The organism is Arthrobacter sp. 01T428, from assembly GCF_056398685.1.
The window spans coordinates 47778-71207 of record NZ_JBFTPW010000015.1; the positions used below are offsets into that span (position 1 = coordinate 47778).

Annotated in this window: 22 protein-coding genes; 6 read left to right on the forward strand and 16 right to left on the reverse strand. The window is 64.1% G+C overall.

Annotated elements, in window-relative coordinates:
• Window positions 1-196 precede the first annotated feature (196 nt).
• The 3 genes from AC1DJB_RS16195 to AC1DJB_RS16205 all read right to left on the reverse strand — a co-directional run bounded on the left by AC1DJB_RS16195 (window position 197) and on the right by AC1DJB_RS16205 (window position 1982).
• Window positions 197-295 carry a 30S ribosomal protein bS22 gene (locus AC1DJB_RS16195; protein WP_003792170.1) on the reverse strand — a complete coding sequence of 33 codons (99 nt, stop codon included), beginning with the start codon at window positions 293-295 and terminating at the stop codon, window positions 197-199.
• 173 nt (window positions 296-468) lie between these two features.
• Window positions 469-681: a helix-turn-helix domain-containing protein gene (locus AC1DJB_RS16200; protein ID WP_059389516.1), complete on the reverse strand. Its 213-nt coding sequence runs from the start codon at window positions 679-681 to the stop codon at window positions 469-471.
• Window positions 682-839: 158 nt separating this feature from the next.
• On the reverse strand, window positions 840-1982 hold the full coding sequence (locus tag AC1DJB_RS16205) for a 3-deoxy-7-phosphoheptulonate synthase (RefSeq protein ID WP_284990088.1): 1143 nt from the start codon (window positions 1980-1982) through the stop codon (window positions 840-842).
• Between the two features lie 324 nt (window positions 1983-2306).
• Between AC1DJB_RS16205 and AC1DJB_RS16210 the strand changes: the two genes are divergently transcribed.
• Entirely contained in the window at window positions 2307-3320 is a 1014-nt protein-coding gene (locus AC1DJB_RS16210) for a LacI family DNA-binding transcriptional regulator (RefSeq protein ID WP_284990089.1), read from the forward strand.
• Here AC1DJB_RS16210 and AC1DJB_RS16215 read toward each other — a convergent pair.
• Window positions 3310-4014: a FadR/GntR family transcriptional regulator gene (locus tag AC1DJB_RS16215; RefSeq protein WP_307054566.1), complete on the reverse strand. Its 705-nt coding sequence runs from the start codon at window positions 4012-4014 to the stop codon at window positions 3310-3312. The two genes, AC1DJB_RS16210 and AC1DJB_RS16215, sit on opposite strands and share 11 nt — an antisense overlap.
• A gap of 79 nt (window positions 4015-4093) precedes the next feature.
• Here AC1DJB_RS16215 and AC1DJB_RS16220 point away from each other — a divergent pair, with 79 nt between their 5' ends.
• A complete protein-coding gene (locus AC1DJB_RS16220) occupies window positions 4094-5398 on the forward strand; it encodes an alpha-hydroxy acid oxidase (RefSeq protein WP_476910577.1) in 1305 nt (434 codons plus the stop codon).
• 41 nt (window positions 5399-5439) lie between these two features.
• Here AC1DJB_RS16220 and gdhA read toward each other — a convergent pair whose 3' ends face one another.
• From gdhA to AC1DJB_RS16235, 3 genes are all read right to left on the reverse strand, one after another.
• The gene (gene gdhA, locus AC1DJB_RS16225) at window positions 5440-6777 is read right to left on the reverse strand and encodes an NADP-specific glutamate dehydrogenase (RefSeq protein ID WP_441433114.1); all 1338 of its coding nucleotides are present in this window, start codon (window positions 6775-6777) and stop codon (window positions 5440-5442) included.
• Between the two features lie 372 nt (window positions 6778-7149).
• Window positions 7150-7734 carry an ArsR/SmtB family transcription factor gene (locus AC1DJB_RS16230; RefSeq protein ID WP_441433115.1) on the reverse strand — a complete coding sequence of 195 codons (585 nt, stop codon included), beginning with the start codon at window positions 7732-7734 and terminating at the stop codon, window positions 7150-7152.
• Window positions 7735-7830: 96 nt separating this feature from the next.
• The gene (locus AC1DJB_RS16235; protein ID WP_441433116.1) at window positions 7831-9042 is read right to left on the reverse strand and encodes an acetoin utilization protein AcuC; all 1212 of its coding nucleotides are present in this window, start codon (window positions 9040-9042) and stop codon (window positions 7831-7833) included.
• Window positions 9043-9153: 111 nt separating this feature from the next.
• Between AC1DJB_RS16235 and AC1DJB_RS16240 the strand changes: the two genes are divergently transcribed.
• Both AC1DJB_RS16240 and AC1DJB_RS16245 read left to right on the forward strand, forming a co-directional pair.
• Entirely contained in the window at window positions 9154-10587 is a 1434-nt protein-coding gene (locus AC1DJB_RS16240) for a TrkH family potassium uptake protein (RefSeq protein ID WP_441433117.1), read from the forward strand.
• Between the two features lie 40 nt (window positions 10588-10627).
• Window positions 10628-11266: a potassium channel family protein gene (locus AC1DJB_RS16245; RefSeq protein ID WP_171983496.1), complete on the forward strand. Its 639-nt coding sequence runs from the start codon at window positions 10628-10630 to the stop codon at window positions 11264-11266.
• 15 nt (window positions 11267-11281) lie between these two features.
• On the opposite strand, the gene proC is transcribed toward AC1DJB_RS16245, so the two are convergent.
• The 8 genes from proC to AC1DJB_RS16285 all read right to left on the reverse strand — a co-directional run bounded on the left by proC (window position 11282) and on the right by AC1DJB_RS16285 (window position 21342).
• Complete coding sequence (gene proC, locus AC1DJB_RS16250; protein WP_332602650.1) at window positions 11282-12112, reverse strand: pyrroline-5-carboxylate reductase; 831 nt, start codon at window positions 12110-12112, stop codon at window positions 11282-11284.
• 252 nt (window positions 12113-12364) lie between these two features.
• Complete coding sequence (locus AC1DJB_RS16255) at window positions 12365-13201, reverse strand: sugar phosphate isomerase/epimerase family protein (protein ID WP_059389509.1); 837 nt, start codon at window positions 13199-13201, stop codon at window positions 12365-12367.
• 1 nt (window position 13202) lies between these two features.
• Window positions 13203-14267 (reverse strand): Ppx/GppA phosphatase family protein, encoded by a 1065-nt coding sequence (locus AC1DJB_RS16260; RefSeq protein WP_084784591.1) that lies wholly within the window; start codon window positions 14265-14267, stop codon window positions 13203-13205.
• A 71-nt stretch (window positions 14268-14338) separates the two neighbouring features.
• A complete protein-coding gene (locus AC1DJB_RS16265) occupies window positions 14339-14830 on the reverse strand; it encodes an SseB family protein (protein ID WP_441433118.1) in 492 nt (163 codons plus the stop codon).
• Between the two features lie 120 nt (window positions 14831-14950).
• A complete protein-coding gene (locus tag AC1DJB_RS16270) occupies window positions 14951-15739 on the reverse strand; it encodes a type IV toxin-antitoxin system AbiEi family antitoxin domain-containing protein (protein ID WP_441437741.1) in 789 nt (262 codons plus the stop codon).
• Between the two features lie 414 nt (window positions 15740-16153).
• Window positions 16154-18880 carry a type I DNA topoisomerase gene (topA, locus tag AC1DJB_RS16275; protein ID WP_284990357.1) on the reverse strand — a complete coding sequence of 909 codons (2727 nt, stop codon included), beginning with the start codon at window positions 18878-18880 and terminating at the stop codon, window positions 16154-16156.
• Window positions 18881-18999: 119 nt separating this feature from the next.
• Window positions 19000-19641 carry an ArsR/SmtB family transcription factor gene (locus tag AC1DJB_RS16280; protein WP_059389506.1) on the reverse strand — a complete coding sequence of 214 codons (642 nt, stop codon included), beginning with the start codon at window positions 19639-19641 and terminating at the stop codon, window positions 19000-19002.
• Between the two features lie 36 nt (window positions 19642-19677).
• Window positions 19678-21342, reverse strand: coding sequence for a DUF7059 domain-containing protein (locus AC1DJB_RS16285; protein ID WP_441433144.1), 1665 nt, complete (start codon window positions 21340-21342; stop codon window positions 19678-19680).
• Between the two features lie 101 nt (window positions 21343-21443).
• On the opposite strand from AC1DJB_RS16285, the gene AC1DJB_RS16290 reads away from it, so the two are divergent.
• On the forward strand, window positions 21444-21881 hold the full coding sequence (locus AC1DJB_RS16290) for a hypothetical protein (RefSeq protein WP_441433120.1): 438 nt from the start codon (window positions 21444-21446) through the stop codon (window positions 21879-21881).
• 43 nt (window positions 21882-21924) lie between these two features.
• Window positions 21925-22542, forward strand: coding sequence for a hypothetical protein (locus AC1DJB_RS16295; protein ID WP_441433121.1), 618 nt, complete (start codon window positions 21925-21927; stop codon window positions 22540-22542).
• Here the strand turns inward: AC1DJB_RS16295 and trhO are convergent.
• Window positions 22472-23365: an oxygen-dependent tRNA uridine(34) hydroxylase TrhO gene (gene trhO / locus AC1DJB_RS16300; RefSeq protein ID WP_059389502.1), complete on the reverse strand. Its 894-nt coding sequence runs from the start codon at window positions 23363-23365 to the stop codon at window positions 22472-22474. The genes AC1DJB_RS16295 and trhO overlap by 71 nt on opposite strands.
• Window positions 23366-23430: the final 65 nt, after the last annotated feature.

Consider the following 23430-nt stretch of genomic DNA (forward strand, 5'->3'; position numbering starts at 1 on the left):
CCCTCGCTCACATGATGTGACGACCGCAGTTCCGGCATGTGCCCACATACGGGAGCGAGCGTTGTCGAAACGGCCGACATACGTGAGCGAGGGTCCGGGGAAAAGCGCTCATAGGTGAGCGAGCGTCACCGGGGACGGACGCAAAAATGCCCGCCGCCTTGAGAGGCAACGGGCATTCACGCTGTAGGAAGTATCTCTACTTCTTATTGCGACGCTGGTGGCGGGTCTTGCGAAGCAGTTTGCGGTGCTTCTTCTTGGCCATACGCTTGCGGCGCTTCTTAATAACTGAACCCACGTAAGTTCCTTACCAAACTAGATTGAGATTCTGTCTGCTGGGTGAGGTCCTTGAACTGAGCAACAGACTTTACAACTGACAGATTCTTACAATGACGTAAAACGTTCCTTAACAGGGTACCGCTTATCGGGGGCACCCAATGACCGCTGGCCCTTGAGGGGACCAAGCCGGGCTCAGGCCGTCTCTGAGTGTCCGTCGACGACCGCGCCCTTGAGGTACTGGCTCACGGCATCTTCGGGGACCCGGAATGATCGTCCAAATCGGACGGCCGGCAATTCTCCCGAGTGGACCAGACGGTACACGGTCATTTTGGAAACCCGGAGGACTTCGGCAACTTCAGCCACTGTCATGAAACGCGCGTTCGAGAAGTTAGTCTCTGCGGACATTTCTCCATATTCCTTTGCTCTCAGCGGTTAGCGGCGAACCCCAGCATTCATTACCTGGTGTGCCGATGCTGAGCCATCAAACAACCATGTGCTAGATACTCTAGAGGCTGCTGGTACCAAAGTGAAAGTCTTTCGTCCAAGTGGAGACTAGGTTTCACTTAGTTGGAAGCAGCTATCCGACGCTTTCGGGCCGAGGCCGCCAACTGGTTCAGGACGGACACCGTGACGTCCCATTCCATGCAGGCGTCGGTGACGCTCTGGCCGTACACCAGCTCTTGTTCGCCGGCCGACTGCCGCTCCACATCCAGGTTCTGCGCCCCACCGACAAGGAAGCTCTCCAGCATGACGCCGGCGATCGGCGAAGCAACGTCATCTTCCAACTGCGCGCCGATCTCCAAGGCGACTTCGGCCTGGCGGTGGTGGCTCTTGCCGCTGTTGGCATGGCTCGCGTCAACGATGAGCCGCGGGTTCAAGCCCTTTGCCGAGAGCTTCTCCGAGGCAGCGGCAACCTGGTCCGCGGCGTAGTTCGGTCCCTTGCGGCCGCCGCGCAGGATCACATGGGTGTCCGGGTTGCCCGAGGTCGCCACGAGGGCGGCGCGGCCCTCGCCGTCGATCCCCAGGAACGCCTGGGGTGCCGCAGAGGCGCCGCAGGCATCGATCGCGACTTGGAGGTCGCCGTCGGTCCCGTTCTTGAAACCGATCGGCATGGACAGTCCGGAGGCGAGCTGGCGGTGGATCTGGCTCTCGGTGGTCCGCGCACCGATGGCGCCCCATGCCACGAGGTCGGCCATGTATTGCGGGCTGATGGGTTCCAGGAACTCGGTGGCCGTCGGCAGGCCCAGGGCCGTGACTTGCTGGAGGAATCCACGGGCGGCACGGAGTCCGGCCGCGATGTCGTGGCTGCCGTCCAAGTGGGGATCGTTGATGAGGCCCTTCCAGCCGACCGTGGTGCGCGGCTTCTCGAAGTAGGCCCGCATGACGATGAGCAGGTCTTCCTTGTGCTTCTCCGCCTGGCTGACCAGCCTGCGCGCGTATTCCAGGCCGGCCTTCGGATCGTGGATGGAGCACGGTCCCACGATCACCAGGAGGCGATCGTCCACGCCGTCCATGATGGCGCGGACTCCGTCGCGTCCGCGCTCGACGACGGCGGAGGCCTTAGCGTCCAGCGGCAGTTCCGCGCTGATTTCCTGCGGCGTGGGGAGCGGCTCGAAGCGGCTGACGCGCAGGTTCGACGTCGACTGCGCGCCGGGATTTTCGACGTCGGCATTTAGTGTGGTGGGCTCTGCGGCGATGCTGGTCATGAAAGGGGTCCTGTTCCGGAGAGGAGCGGACCCTACTCAGAGCCCGCCTGGAAATGGCGAAGGGCAGAGAATGATCTCTGCCCTGTTGGCTCTGAAGGAAAGTTGGATGCGTGTCAGTTAGACGCGGGCCCCTCCAGAGCCAACGAAAAATACGCATACCAACGGTTAGTCATAGCGAAACCATAGCGGCAGGCTCCGGATTCCCGCAAATCGAAATGCAACGACATCAAGGGAAACCGTTTCCTCACTCACTATAAACTTCACCTCAGAACACACGTCGCCGCAGCATTGGAACCGGGCGGCATCAGCTCCAGGAAGGAAAGCATGCCAGGCAGAAGGAACACCCGGCGGGTGGGCATCGCAGATGTGGCATCCATGGCCGGCGTTTCGCATGCCACGGTTTCCCGCGTCATGAACGGAAACACAACCGTGGACGCGGACATTGCCGCCCGCGTGCGCGCAGCCGCTTCCGAGCTGAAGTACAAACCGAACCCGGTAGGCCGAAGCCTGGCCCTGGGGAAAACGGACACTATCGGAATCGTGGTGCCGGACCTGTCCAACCCCACCTTCCAGGCCATCCTTCGCGGGCTGAGTATTGCCGCCGCCCGCGACGGCTACCGCGTGTTGATCGCCGACTCGTCCGAAGTTTCCAGCGAAGAAGCGATCCTCGCCGGGGAAGCCCGGAGGCGATGCGACGGCGTCGTTCTTTGCGCCCCCCGCATGAGCGACGCCGACCTGGAAGAGCTCGCCCCCACGCTCTATCCCCTGGTCCTCATCAACCGCACCACCGAGTCGGTGCCGACTCCCAGCCTCGTAGTGGACTACGGCCAAGGCATCCAGGAGCTTGCCGCCCACTTGGTGGAATTGGGCCACCGCAAACTGGCCTACCTGACCGGACCGGACCGCAGTGCGTCCAACGTGCAGCGCCTCCGTGGGCTCGAGAAGTTTACGGCCGAATTCCCGGATGTCGAACTGCAGTTCATTCCCGGAGGGAACACGTTCGACGCCGGATTCGAGTCGAGCGATGCCGTCGCCGCCTGCGGCGCCACCGGCATCCTTGTCTTCAACGACGTCGCGGCGATGGGCCTCTTGAGCGGACTCAGCGAGCGCGGGATCCGCGTGCCGGAGGACTTGTCCCTCACGGGTTTCGATGACATGCCGTTCGCCCGGTACACCATGCCTCCGCTAACCACTGCGGCTGTACCGATTTCCGACCTCGGGGACCTTGCGTGGCGCCGCATGCGGGAGCAGATCCAGACCAACGACGCCGCCTCCCCCACGAACTACTTCCCGCCGCGGATTGAGCTCAGGGGAAGCACCGGACCCGTCAAGGCCTAGTTTCCTCAGGGGCCTTCCCCAGCCCGGCTTCCCGGTAGTACCCCTCGATGTGCGCGGCCACGAGCGTCGCCGCCCGGCCGCCGTCGCCGTCGTTCACTGCCGCCAAAATGGCGCGGTGCTCGGACCGCAGGCGACCGGCGGTGCGATCCCAATCCGGCAGGTTCGCCGTGAGCGCCGCGGCGTAACCCTCGATCGCTTCACGGAGCGAGCCCATGATGGTGCTCACCACGGCATTTCCTGCGGCTTCCGCCAGCGCCAGGTGGAAGGCGACGTCCAGTGCGAGGAAGTCGTCGACGGCGGCACTCAGGTCCATCTCGTCCACGAGCCTCGCTGCTTCGTTGAGTTCGGGGGCGTCGGCCCTGGCGCGGGACACCGCCCATGATTCGAGCAGGACCCGTGTTTCCACGATGTCGGCGACGGGCAAATGCTGTGTGGCCACGTGGAGGCGGAGCGCTGACCCGAGTGCCGTGGCCGGTTCCGCGATAACCACTGTCCCGGCGTCCTTGCCGGAGCCGACGCCTGCCCGCACCAAGCCCATGGCTTCCAGGATCCGGATTGCTTCGCGGACCGAGGTCCGTGAAACTTCCAACTGTTCGGCCAGCGCCCGCTCGGCGGGGAGCCGTCCACCAAGCACCAAATGCCCGTCGGACAATTGCTTTTCGATCCAACTCAGGACGAGCTCGTGCGTTCGCATGGATAAATAGTAGTTGATGTGGTTGGACCACATGGCATAGAGTGTGGTCTAACCACACAAGTCCACGGGAGACAGCATCATGACGCAGACCGTCCAGCCAAGCAACGCCCCTTCCCTTGAGGTGCCCGCGAACGTATCCTCCGCCGTCGGGCGTCCTGCTGCACTCAAGCGGCGGGTTCCCAAGTACTCAGACCTGGCGCCGCTCATGAAGTTCAAGAAGCCCGAGTTCAGCAACGCGGCGAAGCTGCGCCGAGCATCCACCATCTGGGAACTGCGGGACATGGCCAAGCGGCGCACTCCCCAGGCGCCGTTCGACTACACGGACGGTGCAGCGGAGGCGGAGATCACCCTTCGCCGGGCCCGTCAGGCTTTCCGGGACATCGAGTTCCGGCCGGGGATCCTGCGCGACGTCTCCAACATCGACCTCAGGACCGGGATCCTGGGCAAGGAATCCCGGCTTCCGTTCGGCATCGCACCCACGGGATTTACCCGCATGATGCAGTCCGAGGGTGAGTACGCGGGCTCGCAGGCAGCCGAAGCGGCGGGCATTCCATACACGCTGTCCACGATGGGCACGGCGTCCATCGAGGACGTGGCCGCTGCGGCTCCGAACGGCCGCAACTGGTTCCAGCTCTACCTCTGGACGGACCGCGACCGTTCCCTGGAATTGATCGAGCGCGCCGCCAAGGCCGGAAACGACACCCTGATGGTCACGGTGGACACCGCCGTCGCCGGTGCCCGGCTGCGGGACGTCCGCAACGGCATGACGATTCCGCCGGCGCTCACCGTAAAGACCGTCCTGGATGCTTCGTACAGGCCCGCATGGTGGTTCAACTTCCTCACGCACGAGCCGCTAACCTTCGCCTCGCTCTCCCGCTACACCGGAACCGTGGCCGACCTCATCAACTCCATGTTCGACCCCACCCTGACCTTCGACGATCTCGACTGGCTCCGCGAAACCTGGAAGGGCAAGCTGGTGGTCAAGGGCATCCAGACGGTGGACGATGCCCGCAAGGTGGTGGACCACGGCGCGGACGGCGTCGTGATCTCCAACCACGGCGGGCGCCAACTGGACCGGGCACCGATTCCGCTGCACCTCGTTCCGGAGGTCTCCGCGGCGCTGAAGGCGGACAACAGCGACGCGGCCGTCATCCTGGACACGGGCATCATGAGCGGCGCCGACATCGTGGCGGCCCTGGCCCTCGGTGCCGACTTCACGTTGATCGGCCGCGCCTACCTGTACGGGCTCATGGCAGGCGGGCGCGCAGGCGTGGACCGCACCATCCGGATCCTGGAAAAGGACATGGCCCGCACCATGGCCCTGCTCGGAGTGACGAAGATTTCAGAACTCACCCCGGACCACGTGCGTCTGCTGCAGCACTAGGTCCGGCGGGTTGGCAGGGTGGGTCCGGTGGGCGCGGCGCGCTAGATCAGGCCTTGCGCCAGCATGGCGTCGGCGACCTTCACGAAGCCGCCGATGTTGGCACCCAGGACATAGTTGCCCGGGGCGCCATATTCCTCCGCGGTTGCGGCACAGCGATCGTGGATGCCCACCATGATTTCCGTCAGGCGGGCTTCCGTGTGTTCGAAGGACCAGGAATCGCGGCTGGCGTTCTGCTGCATCTCCAAGGCCGACGTTGCTACGCCACCGGCGTTGGCCGCCTTGCCCGGGGCAAACAGGATGCCTGCGTCCTGGAAAACGGCAACGGCTTCACGGGTGGAGGGCATGTTGGCGCCTTCGGCGACTGCCAGCAGGCCGTTGCTGACGAGCTTGGCCGCTGCGTCGCCGTCGAGCTCGTTTTGAGTCGCGCACGGCAGGGCAACGGTACCGTTGACATCCCAGACCGAGCCACCGGCCACATAACTGGCGCCCCGGCGTCGCTCCGCGTATTCAGTGAGCCGGCCCCGCTCGACTTCCTTGATCTGGCGAAGCAGCGCGACATCGATGCCGGCCTCGTCAACCACATAGCCCGCGGAATCGGAACAGGCAACCACCGTGGCGCCAAGGGCCTGGGCCTTCGCGATCGCGTAGATGGCTACGTTTCCCGAACCGGAGACCACGACGCGTTGGCCGTCGAAGGACTGGCCCCGGGTCTTGAGCATCTCCTGGGCAAAGATAACCGTGCCGAAACCAGTGGCTTCCGGACGGACCAGGGAGCCGCCCCACGACATACCCTTGCCAGTCAGCACACCGGACTCATAGCGGTTGGTGATGCGTTTGTACTGGCCGAACAGGTAGCCGATCTCGCGGCCTCCCACACCGATGTCGCCGGCAGGAACGTCCGTGTATTCACCGATGTGGCGGTACAACTCGGTCATGAATGACTGGCAAAAGCGCATGATTTCGGCATCGGAGCGGCCACGGGGATCGAAATCCGAGCCGCCCTTGCCGCCACCGATCGGCATGCCTGTCAGGGCATTCTTGAAGATCTGCTCGAAGCCGAGGAACTTGACGATGCCCAGGTAGACCGAGGGGTGGAAGCGCAGTCCACCCTTGTAGGGGCCCAAGGCTGAATTGAACTCGACGCGGAAACCGCGGTTGACGTGAACACGTCCGGCGTCGTCGGTCCACGGGACGCGGAAGATGATTTGGCGCTCCGGTTCGCACAGGCGCTCAAGGACGGCGCCCTCGAGGAATTCCGGGTGCCGGTCATGTACCGGGCCAAGGCTTTCGAAGACCTCGGTGACGGCTTGGTGAAATTCCAGCTCGCCCGGGTTCCGCGCCAAGACGGTGTCCCGGACTGCTTCCAGCCTCGAATCCATGTGACTCCCTACAACTTCTGCGCCGAACGGCGGATCTGAAACGACCCCGCCATGCTCGCATCAGACGCGCGCCAATCTCCATCCGAACCGATTACGACCAAGCAGCACGTCGACCAATTTCCCGCCGAAGTCGGCATCTTTTGCTGTCGAAAAGGACCAATGACCCAGGAACAGATCCTCGCGAAGCCAGCCGTCCCACAACTTCAGAAAGGCGACACTAGATCCGAAGGGCTGCGCCAGCGGGCCTCCGGCCCGGCCCATGACTCTGAAAGTGGCGGGGATCGCGCACGGCCACAAAGGTTGCAGGGACTTCCCGGACCAACATCGGGCAGAAGCCAATCGCGGCGTGACCGGGATCACGCCAACTTGCCGCTACTTCTTTCGCCCGAACTTCGGCAGGTTGGGCAGGTTCGGCAGGTTCGCCAAGAGGTCCGCAGCCTTGGTTGCGGCACGGCCAACCGTGCGGCCGATCTGCTGCGGCCTGGTGTCGTCGATTCCGGCGGCGGCGGCAACAGCTCCGGTGGCGGAAGCGGCTTCAGGCGAGCGCTCGACGTCGGTGCTCGCCGGAGGAGCGACGATCGGCTCGCCGTCGGTCTGGTTCCGCGCGGCACCCGGCTGGCCCGTGGCGCCTTGGCCTGCCGTACGTGGCCGGGGGCTGCGGGCCGGCGTGGCGGCTTCGACCGCGGGCTTCGCGGGTCCGACGTCGAACGTCTCCAGCCAGCTGGCAACACCGGCGAGCGGCTTCGGGTTCAACGCGTAATAGCGTTTCTGTCCCTGCGCGCGCATGCTGACGAGATCCGCCTCGCGGAGTACCTTCAAATGCTTTGAGATGGTGGGCTGGCTCGCTGCGAGCTCCTCCACCAGTTCCCCCACAGCCTTATCCCCAGAGCGGAGGGAAACCAGAATGTCACGCCGGGTTGCCTCAGCAATGACGGCAAATACGTCGTCAGTCACCATGCCTCCCACCCTAGCGACATATACGCCAAAAGGCATCAACTATTTCGCATATGCGCGCGGCGTTGACCCAGCCTTGCGCGGCCGGCCGAGCAGCTATCAGTCGAACCAGGGATCCAGACCGTAAAGCGGAAAGATTTCCTTGCGGGTGGCGATGATGGTGCGGTCCACGGCGTCAGCCGGGTCATAGCCGACCTCCCACGAACGCCACCAGGTGTCCACGCCGTCGCCCATGAGTTCGGGAACCGTATCCCCGTACTTTTCCCTGACATGGCTCCGGAAAGCCTCCGGAACCGGAGCCGTCAGCTGGACAGGATGTTGGGCCACGATGCCGATCAAATGGCTCCAAGTGCGCGGTACCACTCCCGTGATGTCGTACCCCCCTCCCCCGGTGGCGATCCAACGGTTTTCGCAGAACCTGGCGGCGAGGCCCGCGACGGCGTCGGCCGCCTCGCGCTGGCCGTCCACGCTCAGGTTGAGGTGCGTGAGGGGATCGAGTTTGTGGGAGTCGCAGCCGTGCTGGCTCACAATGACTTCAGGTTCAAAGGCCTGCACGAGTTGGGGTACCACGGCATGGAAGGCGCGCAACCACCCTGCGTCCCCCGTCCACGCAGGCAACGCCACGTTGACGGCCGTCCCCAAGGCGTCCCGGCCGCCGATCTCGTTGGCGAATCCCGTTCCCGGGAACAGCGAGAGCCCGCTTTCGTGCAGGGAAATCGTCAGGACCCTGGGGTCGTTCCAGAAGATGCTCTGGGTGCCGTCGCCGTGGTGGGCGTCGACGTCGATGTACGCGACCCGCCGGACACCGCCGTCGAGCAGCCTCTGCACGGCGAGAGCGGCGTCGTTATAGATACAGAAGCCGCTGGCCCGCTCTCGGGAGGCATGGTGAAGGCCGCCGCCGAAGTTGACGGCCCGGACCGCGGTCCCGGACAGGATCGCCTCGGCCGCGAGCAAGGACCCTCCGGCGAGCCGGGCGCTGGCCTCGTGCATCCCTGCAAACGCTGGATCATCCTCGGTGCCGAGCCCGCGTTCCGGGTCCGGCGTCGTCGGATCTTCGCTTGAACGCCGCACCGCGGCGACATATTCGGCGCTGTGCACTGCCAGGAGGTCGACGTCGGACGCGACCTCAGGCGCTTGGACGGACACATGCTCCAGGTCGAAAAGTCCGAGCGCCGCGGCGAGCCTGGCCGTCAGCTCAAGCCGCGCGGGGGCCATCGGGTGCGAGGGACCGAAATTGTATGCGGTCATGGCGGGATCCCACGCCACCGTCGTTGGCAGCGGGGACGGACGGAGGCCTGCCCAGGAAGTCATCAATGACAGGCTACCCGAGCGGCGGAACGCACCTGCCCCGTTACAGCGGGCGATTAGTGGTTTACTACTCAGGAAAGCAGAATCAATCGACCAGAAGCGAACAGCACTGCCATGACTCAAAGCCAGTCGAGGTCCCTAGACCCGGCCAGCTGGCAAACCGTCCAGCCGGAGCGGGGAGGCCTGTGGATTTTCACGGGTATCCGCGACTTCATCGACAACATCGCCAACTCCTCACCGGCCCGATTGGCGCTCACGGCGTACGTCTTCGCGATTCTCGTGTTCACCGGCCTGCTTTCCCTGCCGGCGGCCTCGGCCGACGGTGCGGTCACTCCCATACACCAGGCCCTATTCACCGCTGTCTCGAGCGTGTGCGTGACCGGTTTGACGGTTGTGTCGACGGCGACGCACTGGACCTTCTTCGGCCAGCTCGTGATTCTCGTGGGCATCTTCGTGGGTGGATTGGGAACCCTGACACTCGCCTCCCTCCTGGCGCTCATGGTCAGCAAACGGCTCGGTGTGAGGGGCAAGCTCATTGCCCAGGAGGCCATGAACAACGCCGGCCGCTTGGGCGAAGTGGGTACATTGTTGCGGATCGTCATCTCGACGTCCGTGACCATCGAGGCCGTCCTGGCCATCGCGATGATTCCCCGGTTCCTGACGCTAGGCGAGGACTTCTGGCAGGCCGTCTGGCACGGAGTCTTCTACTCGATCTCTTCCTTCAACAATGCCGGTTTCACACCCCATTCCGACGGAATCGTGCCGTACGAGACCGATCTGTGGATTCTCGTGCCGCTCATGCTTGGCGTGTTCCTCGGCAGCCTCGGCTTTCCGGTGATGCTGGTGCTCCGGCGGCACGGCCTGAATTGGAGGAAGTGGAGCCTCCACACCAAGCTGACCATCCAGGTTTCCTTGATCCTCCTCATTGCCGGCGCAGTCCTCTGGGCCTTGATGGAGTGGGACAACACCAACACCATCGCCAACATGAGCGTCGGCGACAAGATCACGCATTCCATTTTCGCCTCGGTCATGACGCGCTCCGGTGGCTTCAACCTGGTCGACCAGGGGCACATGGATTCGACCACGAGGCTGCTGTCGGACGCGCTCATGTTCGCCGGCGGCGGTTCGGCGTCGACGGCCGGCGGCATCAAGGTGACAACCATCGCGGTCATGTTCCTCGCCATCGTCGCTGAGGCCAGGGGCGACGACGACGTCAAGGTCTACGGCCGCACGATCCCCGAGGGCACCATGCGGGTAGCCATCTCGGTGATCGTCGCCGGCGCCACCTTGGTATGCGTATCCGCATTCCTGCTGTTGGCCATCAGCGGCGCCAGCCTGGACCGGGTACTCTTCGAAACCATTTCAGCCTTTGCCACCGTGGGACTCAGCACGAACCTCAGCGCGGAGCTGCCGCCGGCGGGGGTCTACGTCCTCGCCGCCCTCATGTTCGCCGGCCGCATCGGCACCATAACCCTTGCCTCCGCCCTGGCCCTCCGCCAGCGCAGGCAGCTATTCCATTACCCGGAAGAGAGGCCGATCATTGGCTAATTCAACAGGCGCCCCCAACCGGCCGGCGCACAACGCGCCCGTGCTGGTGATCGGCTTGGGCCGATTCGGTGCAGCCACCGCCGAGCAGCTCGTCAAGCAGGGACGCGAAGTCCTGGCCATCGAACGGGACCGCACGCTCGTCCAGAATTGGGCTTCCGTGCTGACCCACGTGGTCGAGGCGGACGCCACCAACATCGATGCCCTCCGCCAACTCGGCGCGCAGGAATTCAGCTCCGCCGTAGTGGGTGTGGGAACCTCGATCGAGTCCTCGGTGCTCATCACGGTGAACCTCGTGGATCTGGGCATCGAACACCTCTGGGTGAAAGCGATCACGGCCTCACACGGCAAGATCCTCACGCGCATCGGCGCCAACCATGTCATCTACCCCGAGGCCGACGCCGGAGTGCGCGCGGCACACCTTGTCTCGGGGCGCATGCTGGACTTCATCGAGTTCGACGACGATTTCGCCATCGTGAAAATGTACCCGCCCAAGGAAACCGTGGGCTTCACGCTGGATGAGTCCAAGGTCCGTTCCAAGTACGGCGTGACCATTGTTGGCGTGAAATCCCCGGGCGAGGACTTCACCTACGCCCGGCCGGACACGAAGGTCTCCGGCCGCGACATGCTGATTGTGTCAGGGCACGTGGACCTGCTGGAACGGTTCGCTGCGCGGCCGTAGCTCCAGTGGGAGGAACTAAGCCAGCTGCTGTGTGATCTCCGCGGCCCGGGCCGCTGCGGCGCGGGCTCCGTCGGCGATGATCGCGGGTATTCCGCCGTCGTTGAACGCCGCGATGGCGCGTTCGGTGGTGCCGTTGGGGCTGGTCACGGCGATGCGCAGGGCCGTGGGGTCTGCTCCCGGCTCAGCGAGCATAAAACCGGCACCGGCCACAGTCTCGCGGGAAATCATGAGCGAGAGTTCGGGATCCAGGCCAAGTTCGACGCCGGCGGCAGCCATGGCCTCAGCCAGGTAGAAGGCGTACGCGGGGCCCGAGCCGCTGATGGCGGACAGGGCATCCACCTGGTCCTCGGGGATTTCCACGACCGTGCCCGCGGCAGCGAGGATGTCCTTGGCCTGCTGGAGCTGCTCGGGGGTGCAGTTGGTCCCGGGCGAAACGGAAACCACCCCGCGTCCGAGCTTGGCGGGCGTGTTGGGCATCGTGCGGATGACGGGCTGGCCCGCGGGCAGGGCTGCTTCCAACTGGGCGATGGACACGGCGGCGGCAACGCTGATCACGATGGTGTTCTTGGCGAGCGACGGTGAGATTTCGCGGGCGAGATCGGCAATGCCCACAGGCTTGACACCCAGGATGACAACCGAAGCGCCCTTCGTGGCCAGCTTGTTGTTATCTGGTTCCTCGGCCCCAGCGATGGTCATGACATGGTGGCGCTCGGCCAGTTCGGCGGCGCGTTCTGCGCGGCGTACGGTGGCGACGACGTCCGAGGGATCCGTTCCGGCAGCCAACAGGCCCCCCAGAATGGCCTCGTTCATGGACCCACAGCCAAGGAATGCGATTCGGTTGCTCATGGCTCCATGATGCCAGTTCAGCTGCTCCGCTGCAGAACCAATGCAGGACCGTCCAGAGGCGCCGAGGATTCCCAGCTAGTTCCCAAGATTATTGCAGGCTGCACCCAATATCGCTCCGTAACTTAGTAGTTACCTCATTGAGGGTGCGAGTGATGAGGCGGGCATGGGGATGTCCGCCACAAGCACCGGTGGTCGAACGGGTTTCCCCCCATTTTCCCGTATCGACCGCCGGTGCTTTCTCGTTTAAGGAACCTAGATCTCGAAGGCTCCCACGAGGGGCGCCCCCAAGTGCTGGCGCGCGAAGCGCAGCGTTTCGGCGAGCCACTCTTCGCGTTCGCCGGCGGCTTTGGCCTTGCGCGTGGAGATCTCGGCAACCACGGTGCCTTCGAATCCGTTGGATGCGAGATACTGCAGCGCCTCGGCGCACTGCTGGGTCCCGTAACCCGGGATCAAGTGCTCGTCCTTGCCCGAGCCCGAACCGTCGGTGAGGTGGACGTGGCGCAGCTTGCTCCCGAGCGCCCGGATCGCCTCAAGGCTGTTGGCACCCGCGGTGGCGGCGTGCGAGAAGTCCCACGTGACGTCGTCGTAATCCTGCCCCATCGGATCCCAGTGCGGAAGGTACGCGAGCGCCTCCCGGCCGCGCACACGCCACGGATACATGTTCTCTACCGCGATGTGCACCTGGTACATCGCGGCGATCTCGCGCACACCGGCAGCGAAGTTCTCCGCATAGTTCGACTGCCACCGAAACGGCGGATGGACCACCACAGTGTTGCAGCCGACTTCGCGCGCCATCTGGCAGGACATCTCGATCTTGTTCCACGCCGGACCCCAAACCTGCTGGGTCAGCAGCAAGGTGGGCGCGTGGATGGAGACGATCTGCTGGTCGTATCGATGGCTTAGCTGGATGAGTGCATCCGGGTTCTGGCTGGTGGCGTTGTTGGTCACCATCACCTCGACGCCGTCGTACCCCAGGTCCTGGGCCACGGCAAAGGCGTCATGGACGCTGAGCGGATAGACAGAGGCGCTGGAAAGCGCCACCGGAATCCTCGGCGTGTCTTCTTCGGAATGCTCGACGTCGGTGCTCATGTTAGTTGGCCTGCCTCCCGGCGATGGGGATTGGTATGGATACTGCCGCTGGCGCGGCCGTTCCGGTGTTGGCGCCCAGGCGTGGTACCGGTACCGCGCCTCCGAGCCCGACATGCGGAGCCGGGGCTAGCGGGCCATCGAAGATCAGCTGGTCGAGCCGGCGCAGGATCAATCCCTCGCGCAAGGCCCAAGGGCAGATCTCCATGCTGGGAAACTCGAACATTTCCAATGCGGCCTCAGCGACGAGCGCCCCCGCAAGGATCTGCGCCGCCCGTGCATCCGAGACGCCCGGGAGGTAGAGCCGGTCCTCGACGGTCATCGCCGAGATCCGCTGGGCCCAGAGGCCCAAGTCCGTGGCGTGGAGTTCCCGCTTGACGTACGGACCGGCGCCGCTGGGGGCAGCCCCTGCGATGCGTGCAAGCGAACGGAAGGTCTTGGAGGTCCCGGCCACCAGGTTGGCCCGGCCCAATTGCTTGAACTCGCGCACCACCGGCTTGAGAGTGTGGCGAATATACTTGCGCAGCTCTTTGACGCTCTTTGCCGTGGGCGGGTCATTGTGGAGCCAGTCCCTCGTCAAACGGCTGGCACCAAGCGGCACTGACACCGCGAGCTCGGGCAATTCGTCCTGACCAAACGCCATTTCGAAGGAGCCGCCACCGATGTCCAGGTCCAGGATCGGACCGGCGCCCCAGCCGTACCAGCGTCGGACCGCGAAGAACGTCATGGACGCTTCTTCGCTGCCTGTCAGTTCCTGCAGGGTCACAGTGGTCTCGTGCTTCACCCGGGCAAGGACCTCGACGCCGTTGGTGGCTTCGCGGATGGCCGAGGTACAAAATGCCAGGAGATCCTCGGCCTTGTGGCGGGCTGCGAACTCCCACGCTTCGAGGACGAATTCGATGAGCTCGTGTTGTCCGGCGTCGTTGATGTTACCGTCGGCGTCCAGGAACTGAACCAGCGAAAGCGGTCGCTTGTGGGAGGCAAACGCGACCGGGCGTGCGCCCGGATGCGCGTCCACCAAAAGCAAATGGACGGTGTTGGAACCGATGTCTAGGACGCCAAGACGCATTCTGCCATTATTCCCCGATTCGAAGCGTGTGAAGCAACTACGACTGCCGATTCGTGCCGGCGGTTAGTCAATTAATCCCGGGGTCCGCCGGTGCGTGATTCCGCGTCCACATCTGCGGCCGGGGCGGTGGCTTCGTGGGCTTCTTCGGCTTCGTCCGCGCGGGTAAAGTCGCGGCGGACGTTCGCAATGCCTTCGGGGCCCATCTCGAAGCCGTGCTCGCTGCCGGGGTTGATCACCAAGCCCAGCTCGTCGCCGATGCTGTCCAGAATCGCTGAACCGTGGGTGCCCAGGACGTTGGGCGCGGCTTCGAGGAAGTGCGATTCCACCCGGCTCGGGTGGCTGAACACGGCGAGGACAGGCTGGCCCTCGGAGTTGGCGAGGACAAGAGGCTCCACGGCGGCGTCAGGCTTATCCAGGGAGTCGGTGCTCAGGATGTAGACCTCGTTGTTCAGGAAGGACAGGATGACGTCCACCGGGTTCGCGTCGGGTTGCCCGGCCTTTGCGAGCTTGGACTCAAGGTCGTTCAAGGGCAGGGATTCCGGGGCTGCAGGCTGATCTGTCATGGTTCCACTCGATCACGGTTTCCCCGCCGGAAGCAATTCCCGGCTGTCTCGCCGTCGAGATCGTGGGTGGGGGCCGGGGGCTGTGTTCCGGAACGTAGTCCTCGGCCCGAACCCACGATCTCACCCCCGAAGAAGCCTGAGCAGGCGCACCTTCAGGCCGCGTTCGTCGAAGAGACCTTTCCAATCAATACGCAGGATTCGCCAGCCCTGCTCGGCCAGCAGCTCCTCCCTTTGCCGCTCTTCGAAGATCACTTCCGCAGTTGGCTTGTAGTCGAAGTACTTTGCCTTGCCGTCGACCTCGAGCGCGGCTCGAAGGTGCGGCCACGCGAAGTCGAACCGGTAGGCGCCACGAGGTGTTTGGACCCGCAGCTGGAGCACGGGATCCGGGAATCCGAGCTTCGCGATAGCGTCCCGCGTCAATGTCTCGCCCGGGGATTCGGACAATGGGTTCGCGAAGGCCAAGGCTTTTCGGAACGCCGTGACTCCCCGGGCACCGACTAGACCGGCACACGCTGACTCGAGCCACTCACGGTTGCATCCGAGCCTCAAGCCGTGGTCCAAGAGAATCAGGCCCTGCCGATAGTTCAGTATCTGTGCGCAGTCCAGAACGGTGCGGTCGAGTGCTGTCACTGGAAGTCCATCAATCTCGATCCGTTGCCCAGGCAGGAGGAGGCCTGAATGAGCCCTGACGTCGGCCGCATGGGATCCGCTCGCTGCGTGGTACGGAATGATGACGTGGATCAATTGATCAGCCCTCCACAAATACAAACGGTGCAGACGGGCGGCGGAGGTGTGGCTGAACGTAAGCCCATCCGCCGTGACGCGGAGGGTCCTATGGCAATACGCCGCCAACCGGGCGCGCTCCCGGTCATCGTCCAAAAGCCCACGCCAGAACGTGCCACGGACCATGACTCCCGTGCGGACCCTTACCAGTGAGCCCTAGCGGAGGTGTTCGTTCATACGTCGCTTGCTCAGTCCTTGGGACAGCAACTCCTCTGTCCGCCACATGTTCCCATCCGGAAGCGGAGGCGCGCCAATGCTCGTGAGCGCTGGAACTGCGGCGGCTTGAGGGCCCCGTGGTGCGGACAGTGCCGGGGATTTCGCCGGTTCCAAGTAATCCCAAACTTCCGCGAGCGGGTCCACCGGGACAACGGAGTCGCTGTTTCCGTAACTGTTCACCGCACCAGTTTCGGTGAGCGGCGGAGAGCCCGGAAGCGGCCAATCAAGCTATGTGGAAACCCAGGAAACCCAATACGTGGGTGTGGGCCGGGCGCTGCGTTCCAGAACGCAGCCCCCGGCCCACACCCACGATCTCGTGGCGAGCTACTTCTTTGCCGCAGCCTTCTTCGCCGGCGCCTTGCGGGCCGTGGTGGTCCGCTTGACCGGGCCTTTGGCGCGCTTCTCGGCGAGCAGTTCGATGGCCTGCTCCCGGGTCAGCTCCTCCAAGGACGTGGCGCGCGGAACGGTGATGTTGGTGACGCCGTCGGTGATGTATGGGCCAAAACGGCCTTCCTTCACCACGATGTTCTTCTCCGAGACAGGGTCCGGACCGAACTCAGCCAGGGGCGGTACGGCGGCACGCGCACCACGCTGCTTTGGCTGGGAGTAGATCTCCAGCGCCTGTTCCAGGGTGATGGTGAAGATCTCTTCCTCGGATCCGATGGACCGCGAGTCCGTGCCCTTCTTCAGGTAGGGCCCGAAACGGCCGTTCTGCACCGTGATGGGGTTGCCTTCGGCGTCCGCGCCGAGCACGCGGGGCAGGCTCATGAGCTGAATGGCTTCGTCGAGCGTGACCGAATCAACGGACATCGACTTGAAGAGCGAACCCGTGCGCGGCTTTGCCTTGACGGGCTTCTTCGGCGGCTTGGGTTTGCCGTTCTTGTAGTACTCCACGGGCTGGTTTGCCAGTTGCTCCTCGGTCATCTCCGGGATGATCTCAGTGACGTAGGCGCCGTATCGGCCGTTCTTGGCAACCACGGTGTGTCCGGTGTGCGGGTCCGCGCCCAGGACGCGTTCCTCGGGGGCAGCCGTTTCCATGAGCTCCACGGCCTTGGCCGCAGTGAGCTCGTCCGGAGCGAGGTCCTCGGGGACGTTGGCACGCGCCGACTCCACGACTTCGCCGGTCTTGGGGTCGACGGTGGGGATCGAACTTTCCAAGTACGGGCCGAACTTCCCGACGCGCAGCGTGATGCCCTCGGCAATCGGCACCGAGTTGATCTCGCGTGCATCGATTTCACCAAGGTTGTTGACGATGCTCAGCAGGCCGGGATCGGCGTCTTCACCATAGTAGAAGTGCTTGAGCCAAGCGGCCCCTACAGCCTGGCCGTTGGCGATCTTGTCCAGGTCGCCTTCCATGTCTGCCGTGAATTCGTAGTCCACGTAGTCGGTGAAGTGCTGCTCCAGCAGGCGGATCACGGAGAAGGCGATCCAGCTGGGAACCAGCGCAGACCCCTGCTTCCGGACGTAGCCGCGGTCCTGGATGGTGGAGATCGTGGACGCATAGGTGGACGGGCGGCCGATGCCGCGCTTTTCCAGCTCCGCCGTCAGGGATGCTTCCGTGTACCGCGGCGGTGGCGAGGTCTCGTGGCCAATAGCAATGATGTCCGAAGCCGTGAGGGAATCGTCCTTGGCCACGTTGGGAAGGCGCCGGGCTTCGTCGGAGTCGTCGTCGCCGCGGCTCTCGTCCTTGCCTTCTTCATAGGCTGCGAGGAAGCCGGGGAAGGTGATGACCGTGCCGGAGGCCGAGAATTCGGCGTCGCGCCCATCGGTAGCCACTGCGCCGAGGCGGATGGTGGCGGTAGAGCCCTTGGCGTCGCCCATCTGGGAGGCGATGGTGCGCTTCCAGATGAGTTCGTAGAGCCGGAAAGCATCGCCAGTCAGGTGGTTTGCAACCTGGGCCGGGGTGCGGAAAGAGTCACCCGCGGGGCGGATGGCTTCGTGGGCTTCCTGCGCGTTCGCAGCCTTGTTGGCGTAGACCCGGGGAGACTGCGGCACGTACTCGGGACCGTACAACTCGGCGGCCTGGCGGCGTGCCGCCGTGAGGGCTTCGTCGCTCAAGGCGGACGAGTCGGTACGCATATAAGTGATGTAGCCGTTTTCATACAGGCGCTGGGCGATCTGCATGGTGCTCTTGGAGGTGAAGCGCAGCTTGCGGCCGGCTTCCTGTTGAAGGGTCGACGTCGTGAACGGCGCCGCGGGACGGCGGGTGTACGGTTTGGTGTCGACGGAGCGGACGCGGAAGTCCGCGTTCTCGAGTCCGGCGGCCAACGACGTCGCGAGTTCCTCGTTGAGGTGCACCGCGTTCGCGGAGGTGAGGACGCCGTCGTCGTTGAAGTCGCGGCCGCTGGCTACCTTCGCGCCGTCGACCGCAGCGAGCTTCGCCTTGAACGTAGCGGAGCCGGTACCGAACTGGCCGGTCAGGTCCCAGTACGATGCGGATTTGAATGCCATGCGTTCGCGTTCGCGGTCGACCACCATGCGGGTCACGACCGACTGCACACGGCCGGCGGACAGGCCGCGGGCAACCTTGCGCCACAGCACCGGGGAGATTTCGTAACCGTACAGGCGGTCCAGGATGCGGCGCGTTTCCTGGGCGTCCACGAGGGCGCTGTCAACGTCGCGCAGGTTGTCCATGGCGCGGTGGATGGCTTCCTTGGTGATTTCACCGAAGGTCATGCGGTAGACGGGAACCTTGGGTTTCAGGACCTCCAGGAGGTGCCACGCGATGGCCTCGCCCTCGCGGTCCCCATCGGTTGCGAGATAGAGCGCGTCAGCGTCTTTCAGCTGGGCCTTGAGCTCGGCGACCTTTTTCTTCTTGTCCGGAGACACCACGTAATACGGTTTGAAGTCGTTCTCGATGTCGACGGCGAACTTGCCAACCGAGGTCTTCTTCAGTTCTGCAGGGAGGTCCGAGGGCTGCGGGAGGTCGCGGATGTGGCCGATCGAGGCCTCGACAATGAAGCCCTCGCCCAGGTACTTGGCGATGGTCTTGCTCTTGGCCGGAGACTCCACGATCACGAGTTTCTTGCCGGTTTTTGCCTTGCTGGGCACGGTTCTCCTACAGAAAAATGAATTGCTTGGGCTCGTGCCCATATTGGCCTAGTTCACCATATTTTGCAGAATCGTGCGTTTCCATGTGCACAAGTGCTGTGGAGGAACAGTGTTCTGGGTTAGCTTGAAGCCGGCGTCCGGTCGTCCGGAATCATCGACCACATCGTAGCGATTCGCACCGCTCCTTCGGGAATCCGCGTGGGATCCTCGAGCTCATATGACCTGATGAGTTCCTGGAATTTGGCCTTGAGATCCGTCCGCTGATCCGGAGTCAAGTACAGCAGATCGCTGGACAACACCATGGCGGCTGCCTCGTTCGCGGCCTCGCCCCGCTGGCGCCGCTCACCACGGGCCCGGGTGAATGCAGTCGCCCGACGCCGGAAAGCGTCCAGTTCGAGTTCGACGACGGCGATCTCCGGGCTCGGAGCGTTGCCGCCGGATTTGATGGTGAAGTCCGAACCCGCGGCCTTCCAACGGCGTTCGCGTGCATCGCCCTCGTTGTCCGCGGCAGTAACGATGCCCCATTTCTGGAGGGCCCGCAGGTGGTAGCTCATGGCGCTCGGCGTGAGCCCGGTCTGCGCGGCGAGCTCTGTGGCCGTGCGGCTCAGTTGCGTGGAATACAGTTCCGAGATGACCTCAAGCCGGGCGGCATGCGCAAGGGCACGGATCGCTTTTGGGTCGGTGATCTCCACCGTCTTCTCGGGCCGTTTCCGGCGCTTCGGGGATGCCAGCCCGGTGGATACCCCATTGTCTTCATTCACCGGAACAGTTTATCCGCCGGGGGCGCCGCAAATGTCCTATGCCGTGGGAAGCAGGAAACCGTCGCGGACCAGGTTACCGACGTCGGAGAGCAGACCTGCGCGGAAAGCGTCGTCGTCGAAGTCGTCGTCTCCACCCAGGAGGGCGGCCAAGGCGCCAATCAGCTGGCGGACGGACAGCTCGCCGTCACATGCCGACACGAAACCGGCCAGCTCGGTGCTCAACAGGTTCGTCCGGCGCAGTCCCGCGCCCTGGCGCAGCAAGATGACGCCGGGGTGTTCGGCGCCGGGCCGCTGGTGGCGTTCCTCGGTCACGTCCTCGGCCACCACCAAGTGGGCCTCTGAGAGTTCGTGGGCATCGAGCCAATCGGCGCGTTCGACGGCGGCGGCGAGGTGCGGGCCGATCGGTTGCTCGATGGGGTACGTGATTTCCTCGAAGCGGGCGGGCGCATCTCCCGGACGCGGGCTTTCGGGCCGCCGCAGCCAGATCATTCCGAAGCCAATGGCGTCCACGTTGCGGGACGCGAAATCCTGCAGGTAGGCGGCGTAGGCGTCACGGTAGAGCTTACGGTCGCGGCCCTCGGAGGCGTCCTGCAACCAGGTCTCCGCGTACAGCTCCGGACTCACCTGTTCCCGTTGGATGAACCATGCCTCCGTGCCGGACCCTGCCAGCCACGACGCGGGCCGTTCGCTCCAGCGGCTGCCTGCAGGGATTTCCCAGTTGCCGAGCATCTGCGCCGTGCCGCCGGGCGCCAGGACGTCGGGCAAGGTTCGGACGAGGTTGGCCACGATGTCGTCGCCGGGCAGGCCGCCGTCGCGGTAGGTGAATTGATCCGAAGAATGCTCGCCGGCACTGCGCGGGGTAATGACGAAAGGCGGATTGGACACCACCAAATCGAAAGTCTCACCCGCGACCGGTTCCAGGAGCGAGCCCAGCCGCAGGCTCACCCGGGACTCGAGATCGGCCGGGTCCAGGTGGAGGGCCTCGGCATTGAGCATCAGGTTGAAGCGGGTGAACGCGAGGGCCCGTTCGGAGATGTCTGTGGCGGTGACATGCTCGCTGTGGTGCAGGAGGTGGAAAGTCTGGATTCCACAGCCCGTCCCGAGGTCAAGGGCGCGTTTCGAGTGCCGCCGGATCGTGGTCTGGACAAGGGTGGTGGATGCCTGCCCGATGCCCAGCACATGGTCATGCCGGAGCACGCCCGGCTGCTGGTGGGCGGCGAGATCGCTGGAAACCCACAGTTCCGCGCCGCCGCTCCCGCTGTTGTCTGCTCCGGAGTCGCATTCCCAGCCGTACGGCCGCAAATCCACCTTCGCCGCGACAGCACCGCCGTCGTTCTTCTCTACCAAGCCAAGTTCCACCAGGCCCGAGGTGCGGATGCGCGGCAGGGCGGTGTCGACGTCGTCTTCGGTTTGCGGGACAGCGAGAAGCCACAAGCGCACGACGACGGCGAGCGCGGCCTTCGCGCCGTCCGTCGCCGGGTCTCCGGCGGAGTCAGCCGGTTCGGTGGCGATGAGTGCAGGGATGAGCTGATCCCGGGCGAGGGCCGCGTGGGCGGACTCCCCAAGAAGTCCTGCCACTCCGTCCACGGTGTAGCCAACGTTCCGCAGGTCGTCGGCGAGCGCCGTGAGCAGCTCGGGAAGGTCGCTGCGGGGAGCGTCGAGGGTGGTGGTTTTCGGGGCGGTCCCAAAGATGGCGGGCATTGCGGGATCAGTCACTGTGCAAGTCTATCCGGGCTGGTGGGTGGGCGGCCGCGTGATCGCCTGCGTCGGCGGGGAGGCATTCGAGCAGGTAGCGTTGAATCATGGCATTTCACCCCTCCACTTGGCGTCGCGCTGCTCTTTTGGTCGTTGGCGCTGCCACCCTGGCGATGACGGCGTGCTCCTCCGGCGGATCTGTCTCCAACGCCGACATCCCCGCGTGGAAGGCGACCACCATGCCGTCGGCGGCCGGGGTGGTCCTGGAGGACTCAGGAAAAATCCCGAACCGTGACCCCTTGGTCAAGAACTTCGCAAATGTCGCTGCCGGAAGCTACACCCTGACTGTGGCCTGCGACGGCGGCGGCAAGGCATTCTTCGACGTTTCCTCGGGTGGCACGCAGATCACCGAGGCCGGGGCTGCGTGCAATGGCAGCCGCGAAACGTCCCGCATCAAGATTCCCTCGGCCGGCCCACTGAGCATCAGCACAAGCAGCGTCGATGCACCCGTGATCTACGCATACCAACTGGTACCGGCTTCGTAACTGCCGCTTCGTTCCCGGCTGCGGCCGGGCGTAGAGTCGGACTATGGGGTGGGCACGCGCCCTGAAGGTTGCGACGACGCCGCCGGCGATTCCCGCCGTCGTGCTTTGTGGTGTGCTCGCGTGCGGCACTTTGGCCTCGTGCGAATACACCTACGAGGACGGCCGTGCCGCGGCGAGCAGTCCGCCGTCGGCGGTGATCACGGATCCGGTGTTGACCCGCGACCCGGCCCTTGGACAGACCGTCACGGGCGATGCGCTGAAGGCTTGGGCGCAAGACGTGCTTCCAGACGTGAACGGGCTGTCCTTTTACAGCAGCTTCGACCTGCTGTCCGCTGGAGAGTCCCGCGACGAAGAGACCACCCAGCTTCCTGGGGGAACGTATGCAGTGACTCTGGCGTGCCGAGGTACCCGCAGCACCGAATTCACTGTGCGGAACGGGAGCGAAGTCCTCATCGAGGTAATGCTGCGCTGCGGCACCACGAGGGTCAAGGTCCTGCAACTGGAGACAGACGCCGTCCTGGGCATCACGATCACCGCAAATGCGCAGGCAAACTTCGCGTACCGGGGTGAGCCGGATCTGATGACCGGGGCTAGGCCGCGCAGCCTTCCGGGCAACGCAGCGTTTCCGGGCTCGAGGCACATTCGGCGCAATACAGCGTGAGGTTGCGGCAGCTCAAATTGGAGCAGTTTTCAAACTTGTTGGTGGGCGCCTGGCAGCGGACGCATTGGCCAATGGTCTTGGCATCCTCACTGAATTCCATGTGCATGCGCTTGTCGAAAACGTACAAGGAACCTTCCCACAAGCCCTGGTCCTTGTAGGTCTCGCCGTAGCGGACAATCCCGCCGTCGAGTTGGTAAACCTCCTTGAAGCCGCGGTTCACCATCAGGCTGGAAAGGACTTCGCACCGGATTCCGCCTGTGCAGTACGTGACTACGGGCTGGTCCTTGAGATCGTCGTATTTTCCCGAGTCGAGTTCCTTGATGAAGTCGTGTGTGGTGGCGACGTCGGGAACGATCGCGTCCTTGAATTTGCCGATCTGGGCTTCGAAGGCGTTCCGTCCATCGAAGAACTTCACGTCCTGCCCTGAAGCCTTCTTTTCCTCCAGCAGTGCGTGGAGCTCTTCGGGCTGAAGGTGGGTGCCACCGCCGACGACGCCGTTCTCGTCCACCTTCAGTTCACCGGGGGCGCCGAAGGACACGATCTCATCGCGAACCTTGACGCTGAGCCTCGGAAAGTCGTCGGCGCCGCCTTCGGACCATTTGAAGTCGATATCGTGGAAGCCCTTGTATTCCTTGGTGGTCTTCACGTACTGCTTGACGTTGTTCAGTTCCCCACCAACTGTGGCGTTGATGCCGTCCCGCGAAATAAGGATCCGCCCGGTCAGGCCGAGCTTCTCGCACAGGGCGCGCTGCCAGAGCCGCACGGCGTCCGGGTCAGCGATCGGAGTAAAGCCATAGAAGAGCACAATTCTGTTTAAAGCCACGTATTTAAGGGTACTTGCTGGCCCCAAACCCATGAGTCGGGCCGCCGTTCGGTCACTCTAAGTGT

Excerpts from the sequence above, each read along its gene's own strand:
- AC1DJB_RS16200 (WP_059389516.1), bottom strand. The coding sequence starts at position 681 with ATGTCCGCAGAGACTAACTTCTCGAACGCGCGTTTCATGACAGTGGCT.
- AC1DJB_RS16205 (WP_284990088.1), bottom strand. The coding sequence starts at position 1,982 with ATGACCAGCATCGCCGCAGAGCCCACCACACTAAATGCCGACGTCGAA.
- AC1DJB_RS16210 (WP_284990089.1), top strand. The coding sequence starts at position 2,307 with ATGCCAGGCAGAAGGAACACCCGGCGGGTGGGCATCGCAGATGTGGCA.
- AC1DJB_RS16215 (WP_307054566.1), bottom strand. The coding sequence starts at position 4,014 with ATGCGAACGCACGAGCTCGTCCTGAGTTGGATCGAAAAGCAATTGTCC.
- AC1DJB_RS16220 (WP_476910577.1), top strand. The coding sequence starts at position 4,094 with ATGACGCAGACCGTCCAGCCAAGCAACGCCCCTTCCCTTGAGGTGCCC.
- gdhA (WP_441433114.1), bottom strand. The coding sequence starts at position 6,777 with ATGGATTCGAGGCTGGAAGCAGTCCGGGACACCGTCTTGGCGCGGAAC.
- AC1DJB_RS16230 (WP_441433115.1), bottom strand. The coding sequence starts at position 7,734 with ATGGTGACTGACGACGTATTTGCCGTCATTGCTGAGGCAACCCGGCGT.
- AC1DJB_RS16235 (WP_441433116.1), bottom strand. The coding sequence starts at position 9,042 with ATGACTTCCTGGGCAGGCCTCCGTCCGTCCCCGCTGCCAACGACGGTG.
- AC1DJB_RS16240 (WP_441433117.1), top strand. The coding sequence starts at position 9,154 with ATGACTCAAAGCCAGTCGAGGTCCCTAGACCCGGCCAGCTGGCAAACC.
- proC (WP_332602650.1), bottom strand. The coding sequence starts at position 12,112 with ATGAGCAACCGAATCGCATTCCTTGGCTGTGGGTCCATGAACGAGGCC.
- AC1DJB_RS16255 (WP_059389509.1), bottom strand. The coding sequence starts at position 13,201 with ATGAGCACCGACGTCGAGCATTCCGAAGAAGACACGCCGAGGATTCCG.
- AC1DJB_RS16260 (WP_084784591.1), bottom strand. The coding sequence starts at position 14,267 with ATGCGTCTTGGCGTCCTAGACATCGGTTCCAACACCGTCCATTTGCTT.
- AC1DJB_RS16265 (WP_441433118.1), bottom strand. The coding sequence starts at position 14,830 with ATGACAGATCAGCCTGCAGCCCCGGAATCCCTGCCCTTGAACGACCTT.
- AC1DJB_RS16270 (WP_441437741.1), bottom strand. The coding sequence starts at position 15,739 with ATGGTCCGTGGCACGTTCTGGCGTGGGCTTTTGGACGATGACCGGGAG.
- AC1DJB_RS16285 (WP_441433144.1), bottom strand. The coding sequence starts at position 21,342 with ATGCCCGCCATCTTTGGGACCGCCCCGAAAACCACCACCCTCGACGCT.
- AC1DJB_RS16290 (WP_441433120.1), top strand. The coding sequence starts at position 21,444 with ATGGCATTTCACCCCTCCACTTGGCGTCGCGCTGCTCTTTTGGTCGTT.
- AC1DJB_RS16295 (WP_441433121.1), top strand. The coding sequence starts at position 21,925 with ATGGGGTGGGCACGCGCCCTGAAGGTTGCGACGACGCCGCCGGCGATT.